This window comes from Falsiroseomonas ponticola (assembly GCF_016805305.1).
Lineage (GTDB): Bacteria > Pseudomonadota > Alphaproteobacteria > Acetobacterales > Acetobacteraceae > Falsiroseomonas > Falsiroseomonas ponticola.
The window spans coordinates 159715-176072 of record NZ_JAERQN010000003.1; the positions used below are offsets into that span (position 1 = coordinate 159715).

The 16358-nt window shown below is 72.2% G+C and carries 17 protein-coding genes; 11 read left to right on the forward strand and 6 right to left on the reverse strand.

What is annotated here, in order from left to right:
- From JJI54_RS11270 to fsa, 4 genes are all read right to left on the reverse strand, one after another.
- Complete coding sequence (locus JJI54_RS11270; RefSeq protein ID WP_203073086.1) at positions 1–780, reverse strand: SDR family oxidoreductase; 780 nt, start codon at positions 778–780, stop codon at positions 1–3.
- A gap of 83 nt (positions 781–863) precedes the next feature.
- Positions 864–1796 carry a tyrosine recombinase XerC gene (locus JJI54_RS11275; protein ID WP_203073087.1) on the reverse strand — a complete coding sequence of 311 codons (933 nt, stop codon included), beginning with the start codon at positions 1794–1796 and terminating at the stop codon, positions 864–866.
- The gene (locus tag JJI54_RS11280; RefSeq protein ID WP_203073088.1) at positions 1796–2560 is read right to left on the reverse strand and encodes a DUF484 family protein; all 765 of its coding nucleotides are present in this window, start codon (positions 2558–2560) and stop codon (positions 1796–1798) included. The genes JJI54_RS11275 and JJI54_RS11280 overlap by 1 nt, the downstream gene beginning before the upstream one ends.
- Positions 2557–3213 (reverse strand): fructose-6-phosphate aldolase, encoded by a 657-nt coding sequence (fsa, locus tag JJI54_RS11285; protein ID WP_203073089.1) that lies wholly within the window; start codon positions 3211–3213, stop codon positions 2557–2559. The genes JJI54_RS11280 and fsa overlap by 4 nt, the downstream gene beginning before the upstream one ends.
- Positions 3214–3317: 104 nt before the next feature.
- Here fsa and JJI54_RS11290 point away from each other — a divergent pair, with 104 nt between their 5' ends.
- The 9 genes from JJI54_RS11290 (at position 3318) to JJI54_RS11330 (ending at position 13248) form a co-directional block, all read left to right on the forward strand.
- Positions 3318–5555 (forward strand): primosomal protein N', encoded by a 2238-nt coding sequence (locus tag JJI54_RS11290; protein ID WP_203073090.1) that lies wholly within the window; start codon positions 3318–3320, stop codon positions 5553–5555.
- 64 nt (positions 5556–5619) lie between these two features.
- Positions 5620–6561 (forward strand): LysR family transcriptional regulator, encoded by a 942-nt coding sequence (locus tag JJI54_RS11295; protein WP_203073091.1) that lies wholly within the window; start codon positions 5620–5622, stop codon positions 6559–6561.
- A 115-nt stretch (positions 6562–6676) separates the two neighbouring features.
- Complete coding sequence (locus JJI54_RS11300; protein WP_203073092.1) at positions 6677–7393, forward strand: PIG-L deacetylase family protein; 717 nt, start codon at positions 6677–6679, stop codon at positions 7391–7393.
- Positions 7394–7398: 5 nt separating this feature from the next.
- Positions 7399–8244 (forward strand): FAS1-like dehydratase domain-containing protein, encoded by an 846-nt coding sequence (locus JJI54_RS11305; protein ID WP_203073093.1) that lies wholly within the window; start codon positions 7399–7401, stop codon positions 8242–8244.
- Between the two features lies 1 nt (position 8245).
- Positions 8246–9454, forward strand: coding sequence for a CaiB/BaiF CoA transferase family protein (locus tag JJI54_RS11310; protein WP_203073094.1), 1209 nt, complete (start codon positions 8246–8248; stop codon positions 9452–9454).
- Positions 9451–10425: a Bug family tripartite tricarboxylate transporter substrate binding protein gene (locus JJI54_RS11315; protein ID WP_203073095.1), complete on the forward strand. Its 975-nt coding sequence runs from the start codon at positions 9451–9453 to the stop codon at positions 10423–10425. Before JJI54_RS11310 ends, JJI54_RS11315 begins: the two co-directional genes overlap by 4 nt.
- Before the next feature lie 26 nt (positions 10426–10451).
- Positions 10452–11411, forward strand: a complete 960-nt coding sequence (locus JJI54_RS11320; protein ID WP_203073096.1) for an MBL fold metallo-hydrolase — start codon at positions 10452–10454, stop codon at positions 11409–11411.
- Entirely contained in the window at positions 11411–12376 is a 966-nt protein-coding gene (locus JJI54_RS11325; RefSeq protein WP_203073097.1) for a Bug family tripartite tricarboxylate transporter substrate binding protein, read from the forward strand. Before JJI54_RS11320 ends, JJI54_RS11325 begins: the two co-directional genes overlap by 1 nt.
- Positions 12373–13248 (forward strand): amidohydrolase family protein, encoded by an 876-nt coding sequence (locus JJI54_RS11330; RefSeq protein ID WP_318987487.1) that lies wholly within the window; start codon positions 12373–12375, stop codon positions 13246–13248. The genes JJI54_RS11325 and JJI54_RS11330 overlap by 4 nt, the downstream gene beginning before the upstream one ends.
- A gap of 73 nt (positions 13249–13321) precedes the next feature.
- On the opposite strand, the gene JJI54_RS11335 is transcribed toward JJI54_RS11330, so the two are convergent.
- Together JJI54_RS11335 and JJI54_RS11340 are read right to left on the reverse strand one after the other, a co-directional pair.
- On the reverse strand, positions 13322–13855 hold the full coding sequence (locus JJI54_RS11335) for a TspO/MBR family protein (RefSeq protein ID WP_226381670.1): 534 nt from the start codon (positions 13853–13855) through the stop codon (positions 13322–13324).
- 37 nt (positions 13856–13892) lie between these two features.
- The gene (locus JJI54_RS11340) at positions 13893–14855 is read right to left on the reverse strand and encodes a Bug family tripartite tricarboxylate transporter substrate binding protein (RefSeq protein ID WP_203073098.1); all 963 of its coding nucleotides are present in this window, start codon (positions 14853–14855) and stop codon (positions 13893–13895) included.
- A gap of 87 nt (positions 14856–14942) precedes the next feature.
- Here JJI54_RS11340 and JJI54_RS11345 point away from each other — a divergent pair, with 87 nt between their 5' ends.
- Complete coding sequence (locus JJI54_RS11345; RefSeq protein WP_203073099.1) at positions 14943–15641, forward strand: glutathione S-transferase family protein; 699 nt, start codon at positions 14943–14945, stop codon at positions 15639–15641.
- Positions 15641–16351, forward strand: coding sequence for an RraA family protein (locus JJI54_RS11350; protein WP_203073100.1), 711 nt, complete (start codon positions 15641–15643; stop codon positions 16349–16351). The genes JJI54_RS11345 and JJI54_RS11350 overlap by 1 nt, the downstream gene beginning before the upstream one ends.
- Positions 16352–16358: the final 7 nt, after the last annotated feature.

Genomic DNA, 16358 nt, shown 5'->3' on the forward strand with positions numbered 1-16358 from the left:
TCAGGTCATGCTCGCCGTCACGCCGCCATCGACGAAGATCAGCTGCCCCGACACGAAGTCGCTGGCCGGGGAGGCGAGGAACACCGCCGTGCCCGCGATCTCCTCCGCCTGCGCATAGCGCCCCGCCGGGCAGCGGCGCGTGACCATCGCCAGCCATTCCGGGTTGGTCAGCAGCGGCTTGTTCAGCTCCGTGTCGAACCAGCCCGGCCCGATCGCATTGGCCTGGATGTTGTAGGGGCCGAGTTCCACCGCCAGCGCCCGGATGAACATCTTGAGGCCCCCCTTGGCGGAGGCATAGGGCGTGATGGTGGCCCGGCCGAGGTCGGAGGCCAGCGACCCCGTCGCGATCACCTTGCCCCGCCGCCGCTCCTTCATCCCCGGCACCACCAAGCGCGACAGGCGCCACAGCGCGGTCAGGTGCGTGTCCAGCACGCTGTACCAGCCCTCCTCCGTCGTCTCCTCGACGGGCGCGCGATGCTGGTTGCCGGCGTTGTGGACCAGGATGTCGATCGGGCCGAGCGCCTTCACCGCCGCCTCCATCGCGGCACCGTCGCGGACATCGAAGGCGCTGATGCGCGCCGCGAGCCCATCGGCGCGCAACGCCGCCGCCTGCGCCTCCAGCGCCGCGGCATCCCGCCCGTTCAGGATCACCTCCGCCCCCGCCTGCGCCAGGCCGCGCGCCATGGCGGCACCCAGCCCCCGCGACGCCCCGGTGATGAGCGCGACGCGCCCCGTCAGGTCGAATTGCCGCGCATGGGCGGCGCGGGCGGTGTCGTTCATGGCGGTTCTCTCCCCTGGGTGTCCGGGCAAGCCTGCCATCGCTTCGCGGTCAGGGGGAAGGCGCTGGCCTCCCCCGGCGCCCCTCAATCCGCGCGCGGATGCGCCTTCTGCCACGTCTCCAGCAGCGCCGCGGCATCCACCCGCGTGTAGCGCTGCGTGGTGGACAGGCTGGCATGGCCCAGCAGTTCCTGGATGGCGCGGAGGTCCGCGCCGCCGCCCAGCAGATGCGTCGCGAAGGAATGGCGCAGCGCATGCGGCGTCGCGTGCTCCGGCAGCCCCGCCAGCCGCCGCCAGTGCCGCAAGGACCGCTGCGCCACGGCGGGGTCCAGCCGCGCGCCCCGCGCGCCGATGAAGAGCGGGCTGTCCGGATGCCGGTCGGGGTGTTCCCGCAGCCAGGCCTCCATCGCCTGGCGCACGGCGGGCAGCACCGGCACCAGGCGCTGCTTGTTGCCCTTGCCCGTCACCAGCAGCGCGGCCTCCGACCCCGCCCGCGGCGCGTCCCGCACATCCAGGGCCAGCGCCTCCGCGATGCGCAGCCCGCAGCCATAGAGCAGGGTGAACAGCGCCACGTCCCGCGCCGCCTGCATCCGCGGCTGTTCCGACCGGTCGGGGTCATGCACGCCCCCGATATTCGCCGCGATGTCGCGGGCATCGGCGGCGGAGAGCGCCCGCGGCACCGGCGCGCCCGCGCGCGGCCCGCGCATGCCGGCCAGCGCCGCGACCGTATGCCCCTGCCGCCGCGCCAGGTCGCGCAGGAAGCCGCGGATCGCCGCCAGCCGTCGCGCGCGGGTGGCATTCGAATCCCCCTCCCGCGCCCGCGCCGCCAGGAAGCCCCGGATATCGGCGGGCCGCAGCGTGGCGAGCGCGGTCGTGTCCGGCACCTCGCCCAGGTGCCGGGTCAGGAAATCGACGAACAGCGCCAGGTCAGCGCCATAGGCCTCCACCGTATGCGCGCTGGCGCGGCGTTCCTGCGCCAGCATCCGCAGCCAGGCGGCGACGGCCTCCGGCGCCTCCATCAGCGGGAGAGGGCGGCCGCCACCGCGCGCCCCAGGAAGGCGATGGTCGTCACCGCCTGCCGCGCCGGCAGCGCCGCGGCATCCCGCGCGCCGAGCGCCAGCAGGCAGGGCGTGCCGCACCACAGCGGCACCCGCGCCACCGCGTCCCGCGTCACCAGGGGCGCGGCCTCCGCATGCAGCAGCTCCGCCTCCGTGATCTCGGTGCGCACCCGCGCATCCCGCCCGCGCCCGACCAGCCGGGTGACGGAACCCGGCGGCAGCAGGCGCACGCCATGGCGGGGCAGGGAGGTCTCCGCCGGCGCCCGGCGGCCCGGCAGGAAGGAAGGCGCGCCGGCGGGCTCGGCGAAGAGGGCGCAGCTCTCCACCCGCAGCAGGGCCGGCAATTCCTGGCTCACCGTCTCCGGGATGTCGCGGGACCGCATCAGCGCCAGCACCGCCAGCCGGACGCGCAGCACCAGCGCGGCGCCGGCCCGGCCATCATCGATCGCGGCCTGGACCTCGGCCTCCAGCTGCCGGGTCCGGGCGCGTTCCGCGGCGACCATCGCCGCCATGTGATCGGCCAGGTTCTCCCCATGCAGCCGGCGCGGCGGCACCAGGGCGCGGTAGAGATCCGGGTGCCGGACCAGGAAGTCCGGATGGTCGCGCAGATACGCCGCGACCTCCTCAGCCGTCGGTGCGGGGCCAGCCGCGGCCTGCGCCGCGGTCGAGAGGCCACCCGCGGCCGGGGCCGCGGGGTCGAGGGAGGTCGCGGCGTTCGATGTCACAGGATGCTCTGCCCGGTCTTCGCCCAGTCGGCCAGGAAGGCGGCAAGCCCGGCCTCGGTCAGCGGATGCTTGAGGAGCTGGCGGATCACGGCCGGCGGCAGGGTCGCCACATGGGCGCCCAGCTTGGCCGACTGCACCAGGTGGATCGGGTGGCGGATGGAAGCGACCAGCACTTCCGTCTTCAGCCCGGGATAGTTGCGGTAGATCTGGACGATGTCCGCGATCAGCGACATGCCGTCGGTGGAGATGTCGTCCAGCCGGCCGACGAAGGGCGAGATGAAGGTGGCCCCCGCCTTCGCCGCCAGCAGCGCCTGGGCGGCGGAGAAGCAGAGCGTGACATTGACCGGCGTGCCTTCCTGCGACAAAGCCCGGCAGGTGCGCAGCCCCGCTTCCGTCAGCGGCACCTTCACGCAGACATTCGGCGCGATGCCCCGCAGGAACCGCCCTTCCGCCAGCATGCCCGGGAAGTCCGTCGCCGTGACCTCCGCGCTGACCGGCCCGGTGGTGATGGCGCAGATCTCGGCGATCACCTCCGCCATCTTCCGCCCGGACTTGGCGATCAGGCTCGGGTTGGTGGTCACGCCATCGACCAGGCCGGCTTCCGCCAGGCTGCGGATATCGGCCACATCGGCGGTATCAACGAAGAACTTCATCAGGCTTGGTCCCTTTGGCCAATCGGCTGGCGCATCCCCATCTGAGGATGCACCGGCGGGAAAGCGAAAATCGTTTCGCTTTCGTTCACTGCGGAGCTTATAGCATGCGCCCCTCCGGGCGGAAGTCTCCGGCCCCGAACCAACCTGCCGGCGTGGCTTCCGCGCCACGGGTCCGCGTCCTGCTGCCCCTGCCGCTGGCCGCCGGTGCCTATGACTATCGCCTTCCCCACGGCCTCGAAGCCCCCCTCGGCGCCTTCGTCGTCGTGCCCCTGAATGGACGCGAAACCCTCGGCGTGGTTTGGGACGGCGAAGCCGATCCGGCGCTCTCCCCGTCACGACTGCGCGATGTCATGGCGGTGCTGGATGTTCCACCCATGGGGGAGACGCTGCGCCGCTTCGTCGAATGGGTGGCCGCCTATACGCTGAGCCCCCCCGGCGCCGTGCTGCGCATGGCGATGTCGAGCCCCGGCGCCTTCACGCCGCCCGCCGCCAAGGCCGGCTGGCAGCGCGCCCCCGCGGAGGGCCGCAACGCCCCCGACCCGCGCATGACGCCCGCGCGGCTCCGCGTCCTCGAAGCCCTGCCCCCCGGGGCGGTGCTGTCCGGCACCGCGCTGGCGGAGGCCGCCGGCGTCTCCCCCGCCGTGGTGCGGGGCCTGGCCGATGCCGGCCTGCTGGTGCCCGCCCTGCTGCCGGAAGACGATCTCTTCCCGCCGCCCGATCCCGACCATCCGGGCCCGACCCTGCTGCCGGACCAGGCCGCCGCCGCCGCCCGGCTGCGGGGCAAGGTGGCGGAACGGCGCTTCGGCGTCACGCTGCTGACCGGCGTCACGGGGTCCGGCAAGACGGAAGTCTATCTCGATGCCGTCGCGGAATGCCTGCGCGCCGGCCGGCAGGCGCTGGTGCTGCTGCCGGAGATCGCCCTCTCCGCCCAGTGGCTCGACCGCTTCCGCGCCCGCTTCGGCGTGGCCCCCGCGCTCTGGCATTCCGAACTCGGCAGCCGCACCCGCGCCCGCACCTGGCGGGCCGTGGCGGAGGGGGGCGTGCAGGTCCTGGTCGGCGCGCGCTCCGCCCTCTTCCTCCCCTTCCCGGACCTTGGCCTGGTCATCGTGGATGAGGAGCACGAGACCGCCTTCAAGCAGGAGGACGGGGTCGTCTATCACGCCCGCGACATGGCCGTCGTCCGCGCCCGGCTGGCCCAGGCGGCCTGCATCCTCGTCTCCGCCACGCCCTCGCTGGAGACGCTGAACAACGTCGAGGCCGGGCGCTACGACCATGTGGACCTGCCCGAACGCCACGGCGCCGCGGGGATGCCGGGGGTGGAGGCGATCGACCTCCGCCGCGATGCCCCCGAACGCGGCCGCTTCATCGCACCGCCCCTGATCGAGGCGATCCGGGACACGCTGGCCCGCGGCGAACAGGCCATGCTGTTCCTGAACCGCCGGGGCTACGCGCCGCTCACGCTCTGCCGCGCCTGCGGCCACCGCATGCGCTGCCCGAACTGCACCGCCTGGCTGGTGGAACACCGCGCCCAGCGCCGGCTGCAATGCCACCATTGCGGCCATGCGGAACCCATCCCGCCCACCTGCCCCGAATGCAACGCGCCGGGCACGCTGACCCCCGTCGGCCCCGGCGTGGAACGCGTGGTGGAGGAAGCGACCGAGCTGTTCCCCGATGCCCGCCGCATCGTCATGGCCAGCGACACCATCCCCGGCCCCGCCGCCGCCACCGCGGCGGCGGAGGCCATCGCCACCCGCCAGGTGGACCTCATCATCGGCACCCAGATCGTCGCCAAGGGCTGGCACTTCCCGCATCTGACGCTGGTCGGCGTGGTGGATGCGGATCTCGGCCTGGCGGGCGGGGATCTCCGCGCCGCCGAACGCACGCTGCAGCTCCTCCACCAGGTTTCCGGCCGCGCCGGCCGCGCCGAATCCCCCGGCCGCGTGCTGCTGCAGACCTTCAACCCGGACCACCCGGTGATGCGCGCCCTCGTCTCCGGCGACCTCGAGGCCTTCATGGCGGAGGAAGCCGCCGGCCGCCGCCCCGGCCACTGGCCGCCCTATGGCCGCCTCGCCGCCCTCATCGTCAGCGCGGAGGATGAGCGCGAAGCGGACCGCGCCGCGCGTGACCTCGGCCTCGCCGCCCCCCGCGCGGAGGGCGTCGAGATCCTCGGCCCCGCCCCCGCGCCGCTCGCGCTGCTGCGTGGCCGCCACCGGCGGCGCCTGCTGCTGAAGGCCCGCAAGGACGTGCCCGTGCAGCCCCTGCTGCGCGACTGGCTCGCCCGCGTCAGGCTGCCCAGCAGCGTGCGCGTGCAGGTGGACGTGGACCCGGTGGGGTTCCTGTAGCGGGGCGCGGGCGGCGGCCGCGCCTCCCCCCACCGCCGCCCGGCCATGCTACACGCCAGGGATCATGGCGATCGATTTCCTCGGGCTGGAGGCGTTCCTGTCGATTGCGGAACGGGGTTCGTTCCGCAAGGCGGCGGCGCATCTCAACCTCTCGCAGACCGCGCTGTCCCACCGCATCCGCAAGTTCGAGGAGGGGCTCGGCCTCCGCCTGCTGGCGCGCACCACCCGGCAGGTGACGCTGACGCCGGCCGGGCTCGACCTGGTGGCGCGGGCGCGCGCGCCGGTGGAGGCGCTGAACACGGCGGTGGCGGAGCTGCGCGCCGGGGCGGGCAGCGCCCAGCAATCCGTCACCATCGGCTGCCTGCCGACCATCGCGGTGCATCACGTGCCCCGCCTGCTGGCCGATTTCTCCGCCGCCCACCCCGCCGTCACGGTCAAGGTCTTCGACAATTCCGCCAGCGAGATCGCGGAGCGCGTGGCGCGCGGCGAGGCCGAGTTCGGCATCACCATCGTCTCCGCCAATCGCTGGGACCTCGACATCGTGCCGCTGATGACGGAGGCCTTCGTGCTGGCCTGCCCCGCGGCGCACCCCTTCGCGCATCGCCCGCATCTGGCCTGGGCGGATCTGGAGGGCCAGGCCCTGGTCCGCGTCGCCCCCCATACCGGCAACCGCGCCCTGCTGGATGAGGCGCTGGGCGCGAAGCGGGAGGCGATGGACTGGCGCTACGAGGTCCAGCACCTCGCCACCGCCATCAGCATGGTGGAGGCCGGCATCGCGCTGGCCGTGGTGCCGCGCCTGGCGGTGGACGCCGCCGGCACCGCGGGCGTCGTCGCCGTGCCGTTGCGGGACCCGGCGGTGGTGCGCCGCCTCGGCGTCGTCTCCCGCCGCGGCGTGCCGCTCTCCCCAGCCGCGGAGGCGCTGCTCGCCCTGCTGCGCCAGCGCTTCAAGCCGAAAGCCCTTTCCCCCCGACGGGGGGGTGGGACGCATGCGTCCAATGGTGGGTGAGGGGAGGGCCTCCCCACTCATGCACGTCCCCGCATAATCCCACCGTTCTTTCCATTTGTCGCATGACGGCCCCGGCGCCATATGGGCGGGCAATCGGCCACCCCAGGGGAAACGCATGCCCAAGACCGGATTCGTCGTCACCGCCCATCCCGGCGATTTCGTCTGGCGCGCCGGCGGCGCCATCGCGCTGCATGCGAAGCGCGGCTGGCGCGTGAAGATCCTCTGCCTGTCCTTCGGGGAGCGCGGCGAGAGCCAGTTCGCCTGGAAGGACCCCAGCGCCACCGTCGAATCCGTGAAGGCCGCCCGCAAGGCGGAAGCCGAGGCCGCCGCCGCCGTGCTGGGCGCGGAGATCGAGTTCATGGATGCCGGCGACTATCCGCTGGTGACCACGCCCGCGATGATGGACCGCGCCATCGACCTGTTCCGCGAACTGAACCCGGCCTGGGTGCTGACGCATTCGCTGAACGATCCCTACAACCTGGACCATCCCGAGGCGACGCGCTTCGCCCAGGCCGCGCGCATCGTGGCGCAGGCGATGGGCCACAAGCCCGGCCCCGGCTACAGCTACGCCGCGCCCCCCGTCTTCCTGTTCGAGCCGCACCAGCCCGAGCAATGCGGCTTCCAGCCCAACGTCATCCTCAACATCGACGAGGCCTGGGACACCAAGCGCAAGGCCTTCGAATGCCTGCCCGCGCAGAAGCATCTCTGGGCCTATTACGAGCGTGTGGCGCTGAACCGCGGCATGCAGGGCGGCCGCAACTCCGGCAAGGCGATGACCTACGGGGAGGCCTATCAGCGCCTCTTCCCGTCGATCCTGGACGAGCTGGCGTAATCATCGTGGAGGAACTGCAAGGCTGGGTGGGCCGCGCGCGGGAGGTGGCGGACGAGATGTCCGCCCCTGCCGCGCGGCGCATGGCCGCGATGCTGGACCAGGCGGCGCCGGACCTTTCGCCCGGCGCCGCGGTGCCGCCCTTCTGGATCGCCATCCTCTTCGACGACGCCCAGCCGCAGTCGCGCCTCGGCGCGGATGGCCATCCCGAGAAGGGCGAGTTCCTGCCGCCGGTGCCGCTGCCGCGCCGCATGCTGGCGGGGCGGCGCCTTCGCTACCTGGCGCCGCTGCGCATCGGCCAGCCCCTGACGCGGAAGTCGGAGATCACCGCCATCACGCCGAAGGAAGGCCGCAGCGGGAAGCTCTGCTTCGTCACCGTCCTGCACACCGTCACCGGCCCTGATGGCGTGGTGGCAACGGAGGAGCAGGACATCGCCTATCGCGAAGCCTCGACGGGCGCGGCATCCGCGAAGCCGGAAGCGCCCGCGCCGAAGCCCGATGCCGCCTGGCGCGTGCCCTTCACGCCCGACCCCGTGCTGCTCTTCCGCTACTCCGCCCTCTGCTACAACGGCCACCGCATCCACTACGACGTGGATTATGCGCGGGAGGCGGAGGGTTATCCCGGCCTGGTCGTGAATGGCGGCCTCAGCACGACCATGCTGCTGGATGCCGCGATGAAGCAGGCCCCTGGTGCCGCGCTCGCCAGCGCCGATGTCCGCACCATGCGGCCGCTCACCTGCAACCGCCCCGCGACACTCTGCGGCACCGCGCCCGACGAGCAGGGCAACCGCACCCTCTGGCTCGAGGACGAGACCGGCGCCATGGCGCTGCGCATCCAGGCGAGGATTTCGTAAGATGCCAGGCCCGCTCGACGGATTGCGCGTCCTCGACCTCTCCTCCGTCGTCGTCGGCCCGGTCTGCACCGGCGTGCTCGCCGAACAGGGCGCGGAGATCATCAAGCTCGAAAGCCCGGAAGGCGACCTGCTGCGCAAGCTCGGCGGCAAGGGACGCACGCCGGGGATGGCGGGGAAGTTCCTGAACTTCAACCGCGGCAAGCGATCGATCTGCCTCGACCTGAAGCACCCGAAGGCGAAGGACGTGCTGCGCCGCATCGCGCTGCGCTGCGACATCCTGGTCACCAACATCCGCCCCGACGCGCAGAAGCGCCTCGGCGTCGATGCGGCGACGATGGCGGAGGCCGCGCCGCGCCTCATCCATTGCTCCATTGTCGGCTTCGGCACGGATGGCCCCTATGCCGGCAAGCCGGCCTACGACACGGTCATCCAGGGCGTCTCCGGCGTCGCCGGCTGCTTCGAGGCCAGCACGGGGGAGCCACGCTACGTCCCCATGCTCATCGCCGACCATGTCTGCGGGTTGATCGCCGCGCAGCAGATCGGCTTCGCCCTCTACCGGCGGGAGAAGACGGGCAGGGGCGAGAGCCTCGAGATCCCGATGTTCGAGAACATGGCAGGCTTCGTGCTGCAGGAACACCTGGGCGCCATGTCCTTCCGCCCGGCGCTGGGCGTGCCCGGCGACCTCCGCGTGCTGAGCCCGGAGGCGCGGCCGCTGAAGACGCAGGACGGCTACATCTGCGTCTCCGCCAACACGGATGCGCAGGCGCATGGCTTCTTCGACGCGATCGGGCGGCCGGAGCTGAAGACCGATCCGCGCTTCGCCACCGTCACGGCGCGCACGGCGAACACGAAGGACTATTTCGCGCTGCGCGCCACCGCGCTGACGGGCCGGCCGACATCGGAGTGGCTGGACCTCTTCACCCGCTACGACGTCCCCGCCATGCCCTACAACACCATCGAGAGCCTGCTGACCGACCCGCATCTGCGCGCGACGGGGATGGTGCGGGAGGAGGAGCACCCGACCGAGGGCCCGACCTTCGCGATCGGCGCCCCCAACAAGCTCTCCGGCGGCATGGCGCCACCCTTGCCGGCGGCACCCCGCCTCGGCGCCGATGGCCCCGCCATCCTGGAGGCCGCGGGCTTCTCGCCTGACGAGATCAAGGAACTCGCGCAGCACGGCGCGCTGAAACAACCGGGAGAAACGCCATGAACCGCCGCACACTGCTTGCCGCCGGCGCCGCGCTGGTCGCGGCACCGCGCCTGGCCCGCGCCCAGGGCAATTGGCCGGAGCGCCCGGTGCGCGTCATCGTCCCCTTCACCCCCGGCGGCACCACGGACATCCTCGGCCGCGCCATCGCGGCGGAACTGCAGGAAGCCTTCAACCAGCCCTTCGTGATCGAGAATCGCGGCGGCGCCGGCGGGACGGTCGGATCGGAAGTCGTCGCCCGCGCCACGCCGGACGGCTACACGCTGATGATGGGCCATATCGGCACGCTGGCCGTGAACCCCTCGCTCTACCGCAACCTGAGCTTCGATCCCGCCACGGCCTTCGCCCCCATCGGCCTGATGGCGATCGTGCCGAACATCCTGGTGGTGAACCCGCGCAAGGTCGCCGCCAACAACGTGCAGGAACTGATCGCGCTGGCCAAGCGCCGGCCCGGCTCGCTCACCTACGGCTCCGGCGGCAACGGCTCCGCGGCCCATACCGCCATGGTCGCCTTCTGCCAGGCGACGGGGACGGAGATGGAGCACATCCCCTATCGCGGCACCGGCCCGATGATGAACGACCTCATCGCCGGCACCATCGACCTGACGCTGACCGGCGGCCCCGCCGCGCTGCCGCCCGCGCGCAGCGGCCTGGTGAAGGCGCTCGGCGTCTCCTCGCTCCGCCGCCTCTCCTCCGCGCAGGATATCCCGACCATCGCCGAACAGGGCGTGCCTGGCTTCGATGCCACGCAATGGTACGGGCTGGTCACCACGGCCGGCACGCCGCGCCCGATCATCGACCGGCTGAACGAGGCGCATAACCGCATCCTCAACGGCCCCCGCCTGCGGCCGCGGCTGGAGGCCGAGGGCGCGGACGCGGCGCCGGGCACGCCGGAGGAATACCGCGACTTCATCGCCCGTGAGCGCGCCCGCTGGGGCGAGCTGATCCGCGCCACCAACATGCGGCCGGACTGAAGAAGAAACACAGGGAGAGCGACCACATGACCCTCATCACCCGAAGGGGCGGCGCGCTGCTCGGCGCCGCCGCCCTCGCCACGTCAGCGCTACCCCGCGGCGCTGCCGCGCAGCCCGCACCGCTGGCCAATCCCGGCTTCCACCGCTTCAAGGTCGGCGGCTTCACCGTCACGACCCTGTTCGACGGCACCGCGCGCCTCACGCTCGACGGCTTCGTCGGCAACGCCACGGTGCCGGAGGTCCAGGCCGTGCTGGCGGAAAGCTTCCTGCCGACCGACCACTACCTGACGCCCTACACCGTCACCGTCGTCGATACCGGCCGCGCCGTGGTGATGTTCGATGCCGGCACCGGCGGCCAGCTCTCCCCCCAGGCCGGGCGCATGGCGGCGAACATGGCGGCGGCGGGGCTCGACCCCGCGCGCATCACCCATGTGGTGTTCACGCATTTCCACGGCGACCACATCACGGGCCTCACCACCGCGCAGAACCAGGCGGTCTTCCCGAATGCGGAGATCGTGGTCCCCGCGGCCGAATGGCGCTTCTGGACCGATGCCTCCAACGAGGGACCAGCCCCCGCGCGGCAAAAGCCCAACTTCGCGAATACCGCGCGCCGCTTCGGCCCCTACCAGGGCAGGATCCGCCAGGTGCAGGATGGGCAGGAGGCCGTGCCCGGCATCCGCGCCGTCTCCGCCTTCGGCCATTCGCCGGGCCATACGTGCTGGCATGTCAGCGACGGCCCCGCGCAGCTCATGGTGCTCGGCGACATCACGCATCGCCCCGAACTCTTCGCCCGCCGCCCCGAACTGCAGGTGATGTTCGACTTCGACCCGGTCGCGGCGGTGGAGACGCGCAAGCGCATGCTGGACCGCGTTGCGACGGACCGCATCCACGTCACCGGCTACCATTTCCCCTTCCCCGCGCATGGCTTCATCGCGAAGGACGGTGCCGGCTTCCGCTACATCCCCGCCGATTGGAGCGCCTCGTGATGCGCCGTCGCCTCCTGCTGGGTGCCGCCCTCGCGCTGCCCGCGCTCTCTGCCCGCGCGCAGGCCGGCTGGCGGCCTGACCGCCCGATCCGCATGCTCGTCCCCTTCGCCGCCGGCGGCGTTGCGGACCTCACGGCGCGGGCGGTGGCGAGCCGCATCGCGGAGCGCCTCGGCCAGCCCGTCGTCATCGACAACCGCCCGGGCGCCGGCGGCATCGTCGCGGGTCAGGCGCTGATGGGCGCGGCCCCCGATGGCCACACGCTGCTCGTCGCCTCCAACGGCACCGCCATCAGCCGCGCCCTGTTCCGCCAGCTGCCCTTCGACCCGCTGCGGGACTTCGCGCCGGTGGTGACCATGGGCGCCTTCCCCATCGCGGTGGTGAACGCGCCGAATTCGCCGGACGCCACCATCGCCGCGCTGCTGGCGCGGCTGCGCGCCAATCCCGGCCGGCTCAACATCGGCACCATCAGCGCGGGCAGCACGCAGAACCTCTCGGCGGAGCTGTTCAAGATCCGCACCAACACGCGGTTCGAGACCATCGCCTTCCCCGCCACGCCCCAGCTGATGACGGCGCTGCTGCGCGGCGACGTCGATGCGGCCTTCGAGATCACCGGCCCCATCGCCGGCCAGGTCGCCTCCGGCGCCATCCGCGTGCTGGCCACCACCGCCGCGACCCGCGCGCCGACCCTGCCCGATGTGCCGACGCTGACTGAGGCCGGCGTGCCGGACTATGACGTCGCCAGCTGGAACGCCATCGTCGCCCGCACCGGCACGCCGGCCGAGGCCATCGCCGCCATCAACGCCGCGGTGAACGAGGCGTTGGCGAGCGGCGACCTCCGCCAGGCGCTGACGCAGGTCGGCGTGGAGCCCCGCGGCGGCACGGTCCAGGCCATGGGCCAGCTGCTGGCCGCCGACACGGCGCGCTGGGCGGAAGTGATCGAGAAGGCAGGAATCGAACGCCAGTGAGACAGATCCCCACCTGCAAGGGCCCCGATCCCGATACCCGCAAGCCGCGCCTGGTGCTGCCGCCCGGCGCCGTCGATGCGCATTGCCACGTCTTCGGCCCCGGCGACGTCTTCCCCTATGCGGCGGACCGCGCCTACACGCCGCCCGATGCGCCCTATGAGGGGCTGGTCGCCCTTCACAGGAAGCTCGGCGTCTCCCGCGCCGTCATCGTCCATGCCTCCTGCCACGGCAGCGACATGACGGTGACGCTGGATGGCATTGCGCGGTCGAATGGCGCCATGAAGGGCGTCGCGGTGGTCGATCCCGGCGTCACGGATGCGGAACTCGCGCGGCTCGATGCCGGCGGCATCCGCGGCGTGCGCTTCAACTTCGTGAAGCACCTCGGCGGCATGCCGGACATGGCATTCTTCCAGCGCGTGCTGGCGCAGGTGGAGCCGCTGGGCTGGCATGTCGTGCTGCATCTGGATGCGCAGGACATCGTGCCGCTGGCGCCGGTGATCTCCGCCATCCGCGTGCCCTTCATCATCGACCATATGGGTCGGGTGAAGGCGAAGGACGGCGTCGATCAGCCGGCCTTCCGCCAGCTGCTCGACCTCATGAAGAACCCGCTGGCCTGGGTGAAGATCTGCGGCTCCGAACGCGTCAGCAGCGCCGGCGCCCCCTTCACGGATGCGGTGCCCTTCGCCCAGGCGCTGCTGGCCGCGGCACCCGATCGCTGCCTCTGGGGCACGGACTGGCCGCATCCGAACATCGCCGGCGACATGCCCAACGACGGCGACCTGGTCGACCTGCTCGGCGCCATGACCGACGACGCGGACCTGATCAAGCGCGTGACGTTGGACAACCCCGACCGCCTCTACTGGGCGCGCTGACTCGAAAAGCCCTCTCCCCCCCCCCTTGCTCTCCCCTTGAGGGGGGAGAGGGTTGGGTGAGGGGAGGGGCCCCTTACCCCCGCTGGTACCGCCGCGGCGGCGCCTTCATCTCCGCCATCGTGATCACGGGATGCGGCCCCGGGTTTCGCCGCCACATCGACCAGTTCAGCACGCAGGCGAAGGTCACCCAGGCGAGATACGGCACCATCAGCCACGCCGCTGTCGCGCTCACCGGCGCGAAGGTCACGATGCAGGCCAGGATGGAGGCCCAGAGCGCCAGCGCCTCCGCCAGCGCCAGCCCCAGCCGCCGCACGCCGAAGAACAGCACGGACCAGAGCGCGTTCAGCACCAGCTGCACCGCCCAGATGCCAAGCGCGAGCTGGAACCCCTCCACCCGCCAGACCAGCCAGGCCGCCACCGCGATCATGATGTAGAGAAGCGACCAGGCGACGGGAAAGGCCCAGTCCGGCGGCAGCCAGTTGGGCCGGTCCAGCCGGTCATACCACTCCCCCGGCTTGAAGACCGCGCCGGTGCAGGCGGCCGCGAAGCACGCCGCGAAGAAGCCCAGAAGGCCGAAGGTCGATTGCCAGTCCATGCGCGGGGACATGGGCGCAACCGGCGCCCCTGTCCACCGCAATCGAAGGTCAGCTCACCTTGAGGCCCGCGGCCTCGATCACCCGTGTCCACTTGGCGTTCTCGGCGCGGACGAAATCGCCGAAGGGCCCGGGTTCCAGGAAGAAGGCGCGGCAGCCATTGTCGTTCAGCTGCTGCACCACCTGCGGCGTCTCCGTCGCCCGCTTCAGCGCGGCCGACAGCCGGGCCACCACCGGCGCCGGCAGCCCGGCGGGCCCCACGATCCCCCACCAGGGGGCGGCGGTGAAGCCGGGCAGCGCGGCCTCCCCGATCGTCGGCACCTCCGGCGCCTGGGCGGCCCGCACCCCCGTCGTCACCGCCAGCGCCTGGATGCGGCCCGCCCGCACATTCTCCTGCACGGTCGAGAAGGCATCGAAATAGTAGTCGAGCCGCCCGGCCACCAGGTCCGTCGTCGCCTGGGCGGAGCCGCGATAGGGCACATGGGTCGCGCGGATGCCGGCCGCGGTGTTGAAGGCCTCCGCCGTCAGGTGGCTGGTCGATCCCTGGCCGGAGGAGGCGAAGTTCAGCGCGCCCGGATTGGCGCGCGCATGGTCGATGAAGCCCCGCAGCGTGGTCGGCAGCCCCGTGCGCGTCACCAGCGCGAAGGGCCCGTCGCCGATCGGGCCGATGAAGCTGAAGTCGCGGTCGGGGTTCCAGGGCGTGTCGCGCTCGATCAGCGGACGATAGAAGGACCCCGCGCCGGCGATCAGGATGGAATAGCCATCGGGGGGCGATTTGGTGACGTTCTCCGTCCCGATCGCGCCGCCCGCCCCCGCGCGGTGGTCATAGACCAGCGCCTGGCCGAGATGCGGCACCATCGCATCGCCCACGATGCGCGCGATGTTGGCGGTGGCCCCGCCCGGCGGCCAGGGGATGACGAAGCGGATCGGCCGCGTCGGCCAATTGTCCTGCGCCAGGGCCGGGGCGGCCAGCAGGGCCGCCGAGCCGGCCAGCAGCGCGCGTCGCGTCGTCATCGATCGAACTCTCCGTCTGTCCCGCGGGCATGTTGCGCGATGCAGCATGAGGACCGCAACATGTCCGGACCAATCCGGAAGAAACGCATGGCCCCCGTCCTCCACCTTGGAAGTGCCTGGTCGTCATCCTGGTCCATCGTGGGATGGATGGCCTGCCGGCTCGGCGGCCTCGCGGTCGAGGAGAACCGCATCTTCCTCTCCCGCCCCGATTCGCCGCCGAAGCTGAGGGCCATCTCCCCCTCCGGCCGCGTGCCCGCGCTGCATGTGGACGGCCCAGGGGGAACCATGGTCCTCTGGGACAGCCTCGCCATCGCCGAATGGCTGTGGGAACGCGACCCGACTTGCGCGATCTGGCCGAAGGACCCCGTGAAGCGCGCCTATGCCCGCTGCGTGGCGGCCGAGGTGCACAGCCATTTCGACGATGTCCGCAACGGCCTGCCGATGAACCTCATCAAGCGCTGGCCGATCCGCGATGGCCTGCCCAGCAACGTGAAGCTCATGGCCCGCCCGGGCGTGCGCGCCGGCACCGACCGGATGGAGGCGATGTGGCGCGACGCCCGCGCCCGCTATGGCGGCCCCTACATCGTGGGGGACGAGTTCTGCTTCGCCGACGCCGCCTTCGCGCCCATGTGCAGCCGCTACATCACCTATGGGGTGGAACTGGCGCCCGACAGCATGGCGTTCATCGCCAGCGCCATGCAAAGCCCGCTGATGCGCGAATGGCGCGCCCGGGCGGAGCGGGAGGCCGATGAGGTCGGCCGCGATATCGTGATGGCATCGCCCTGATGACGCCGATCGAACCCGCCCTCGTCGCGCAGCTTTCCGCCGTCGCGGTGCCGACGCTCTCCGCCATGCTCTATGCGCGGGGGCTCCGCACCCGCTTCCTGCACGGCATCGTCCCCGCCAACCCGAAAGCCGCCCGCCTCGTCGCCCCCGCCGTCACCATCCGCGCCATCCCGGTGCGGGAGGATCTGCGCGACGCGGTCCTGCGCGGGGAGGCACCGAACCTCCATCGGCGCTTCCTGTCGGAGGTGCCGGCCGGCGCGGCGGTGGTCTTCGCCACCGGCGGCGCCGCCCACACCTCCGTGCTCGGCGACATCATCGCCATGGCGCTGCACCGCAAGGGTGTCGCGGGGATGGTCGTGGACACCGGCGTCAGCGACCTGCCGGTGGTCGGGGCCATGGACTTCCCCGTCTTCCACGGCGGCGGCTCCGCCCCCGTGCCCTCCGGCGCCGCCGTCATGGTGGTGGACCGGGACCTGCCCGTCTCCATCGGCCCCGTCGCCATTTTCCCCGACGACATCATGGTGGGCGATGCCTCCGGCGTGATCTGCATCCCCCGCGCCATGGCGGCGGAGATCGCGGCCGAGGCGGTGGAGAAGGAGAAGCTGGAGGCCTGGATCCTGGAGGAGATCGCGAAGGGCGCGCCGCTGGAGGGCACCTACCCGCCGGACGCCGCGACCAAGGCCCGCTACAAGGCGGCGACCGGCGGCTGAGGGGCGC

What these genes read in the sequence shown, in the direction of transcription:
- JJI54_RS11275 (WP_203073087.1), bottom strand. Translation starts at nt 1,796, where the DNA reads ATGGAGGCGCCGGAGGCCGTCGCCGCCTGGCTGCGGATGCTGGCGCAG.
- JJI54_RS11310 (WP_203073094.1), top strand. Translation starts at nt 8,246, where the DNA reads ATGCCAGGCCCGCTCGACGGATTGCGCGTCCTCGACCTCTCCTCCGTC.
- JJI54_RS11350 (WP_203073100.1), top strand. Translation starts at nt 15,641, where the DNA reads ATGACGCCGATCGAACCCGCCCTCGTCGCGCAGCTTTCCGCCGTCGCG.
- JJI54_RS11270 (WP_203073086.1), bottom strand. Translation starts at nt 780, where the DNA reads ATGAACGACACCGCCCGCGCCGCCCATGCGCGGCAATTCGACCTGACG.
- JJI54_RS11295 (WP_203073091.1), top strand. Translation starts at nt 5,620, where the DNA reads ATGGCGATCGATTTCCTCGGGCTGGAGGCGTTCCTGTCGATTGCGGAA.
- JJI54_RS11320 (WP_203073096.1), top strand. Translation starts at nt 10,452, where the DNA reads ATGACCCTCATCACCCGAAGGGGCGGCGCGCTGCTCGGCGCCGCCGCC.
- JJI54_RS11290 (WP_203073090.1), top strand. Translation starts at nt 3,318, where the DNA reads ATGCGCCCCTCCGGGCGGAAGTCTCCGGCCCCGAACCAACCTGCCGGC.
- JJI54_RS11300 (WP_203073092.1), top strand. Translation starts at nt 6,677, where the DNA reads ATGCCCAAGACCGGATTCGTCGTCACCGCCCATCCCGGCGATTTCGTC.
- JJI54_RS11315 (WP_203073095.1), top strand. Translation starts at nt 9,451, where the DNA reads ATGAACCGCCGCACACTGCTTGCCGCCGGCGCCGCGCTGGTCGCGGCA.
- JJI54_RS11335 (WP_226381670.1), bottom strand. Translation starts at nt 13,855, where the DNA reads ATGTCCCCGCGCATGGACTGGCAATCGACCTTCGGCCTTCTGGGCTTC.
- JJI54_RS11340 (WP_203073098.1), bottom strand. Translation starts at nt 14,855, where the DNA reads ATGACGACGCGACGCGCGCTGCTGGCCGGCTCGGCGGCCCTGCTGGCC.
- JJI54_RS11325 (WP_203073097.1), top strand. Translation starts at nt 11,411, where the DNA reads ATGCGCCGTCGCCTCCTGCTGGGTGCCGCCCTCGCGCTGCCCGCGCTC.
- fsa (WP_203073089.1), bottom strand. Translation starts at nt 3,213, where the DNA reads ATGAAGTTCTTCGTTGATACCGCCGATGTGGCCGATATCCGCAGCCTG.
- JJI54_RS11345 (WP_203073099.1), top strand. Translation starts at nt 14,943, where the DNA reads ATGGCCCCCGTCCTCCACCTTGGAAGTGCCTGGTCGTCATCCTGGTCC.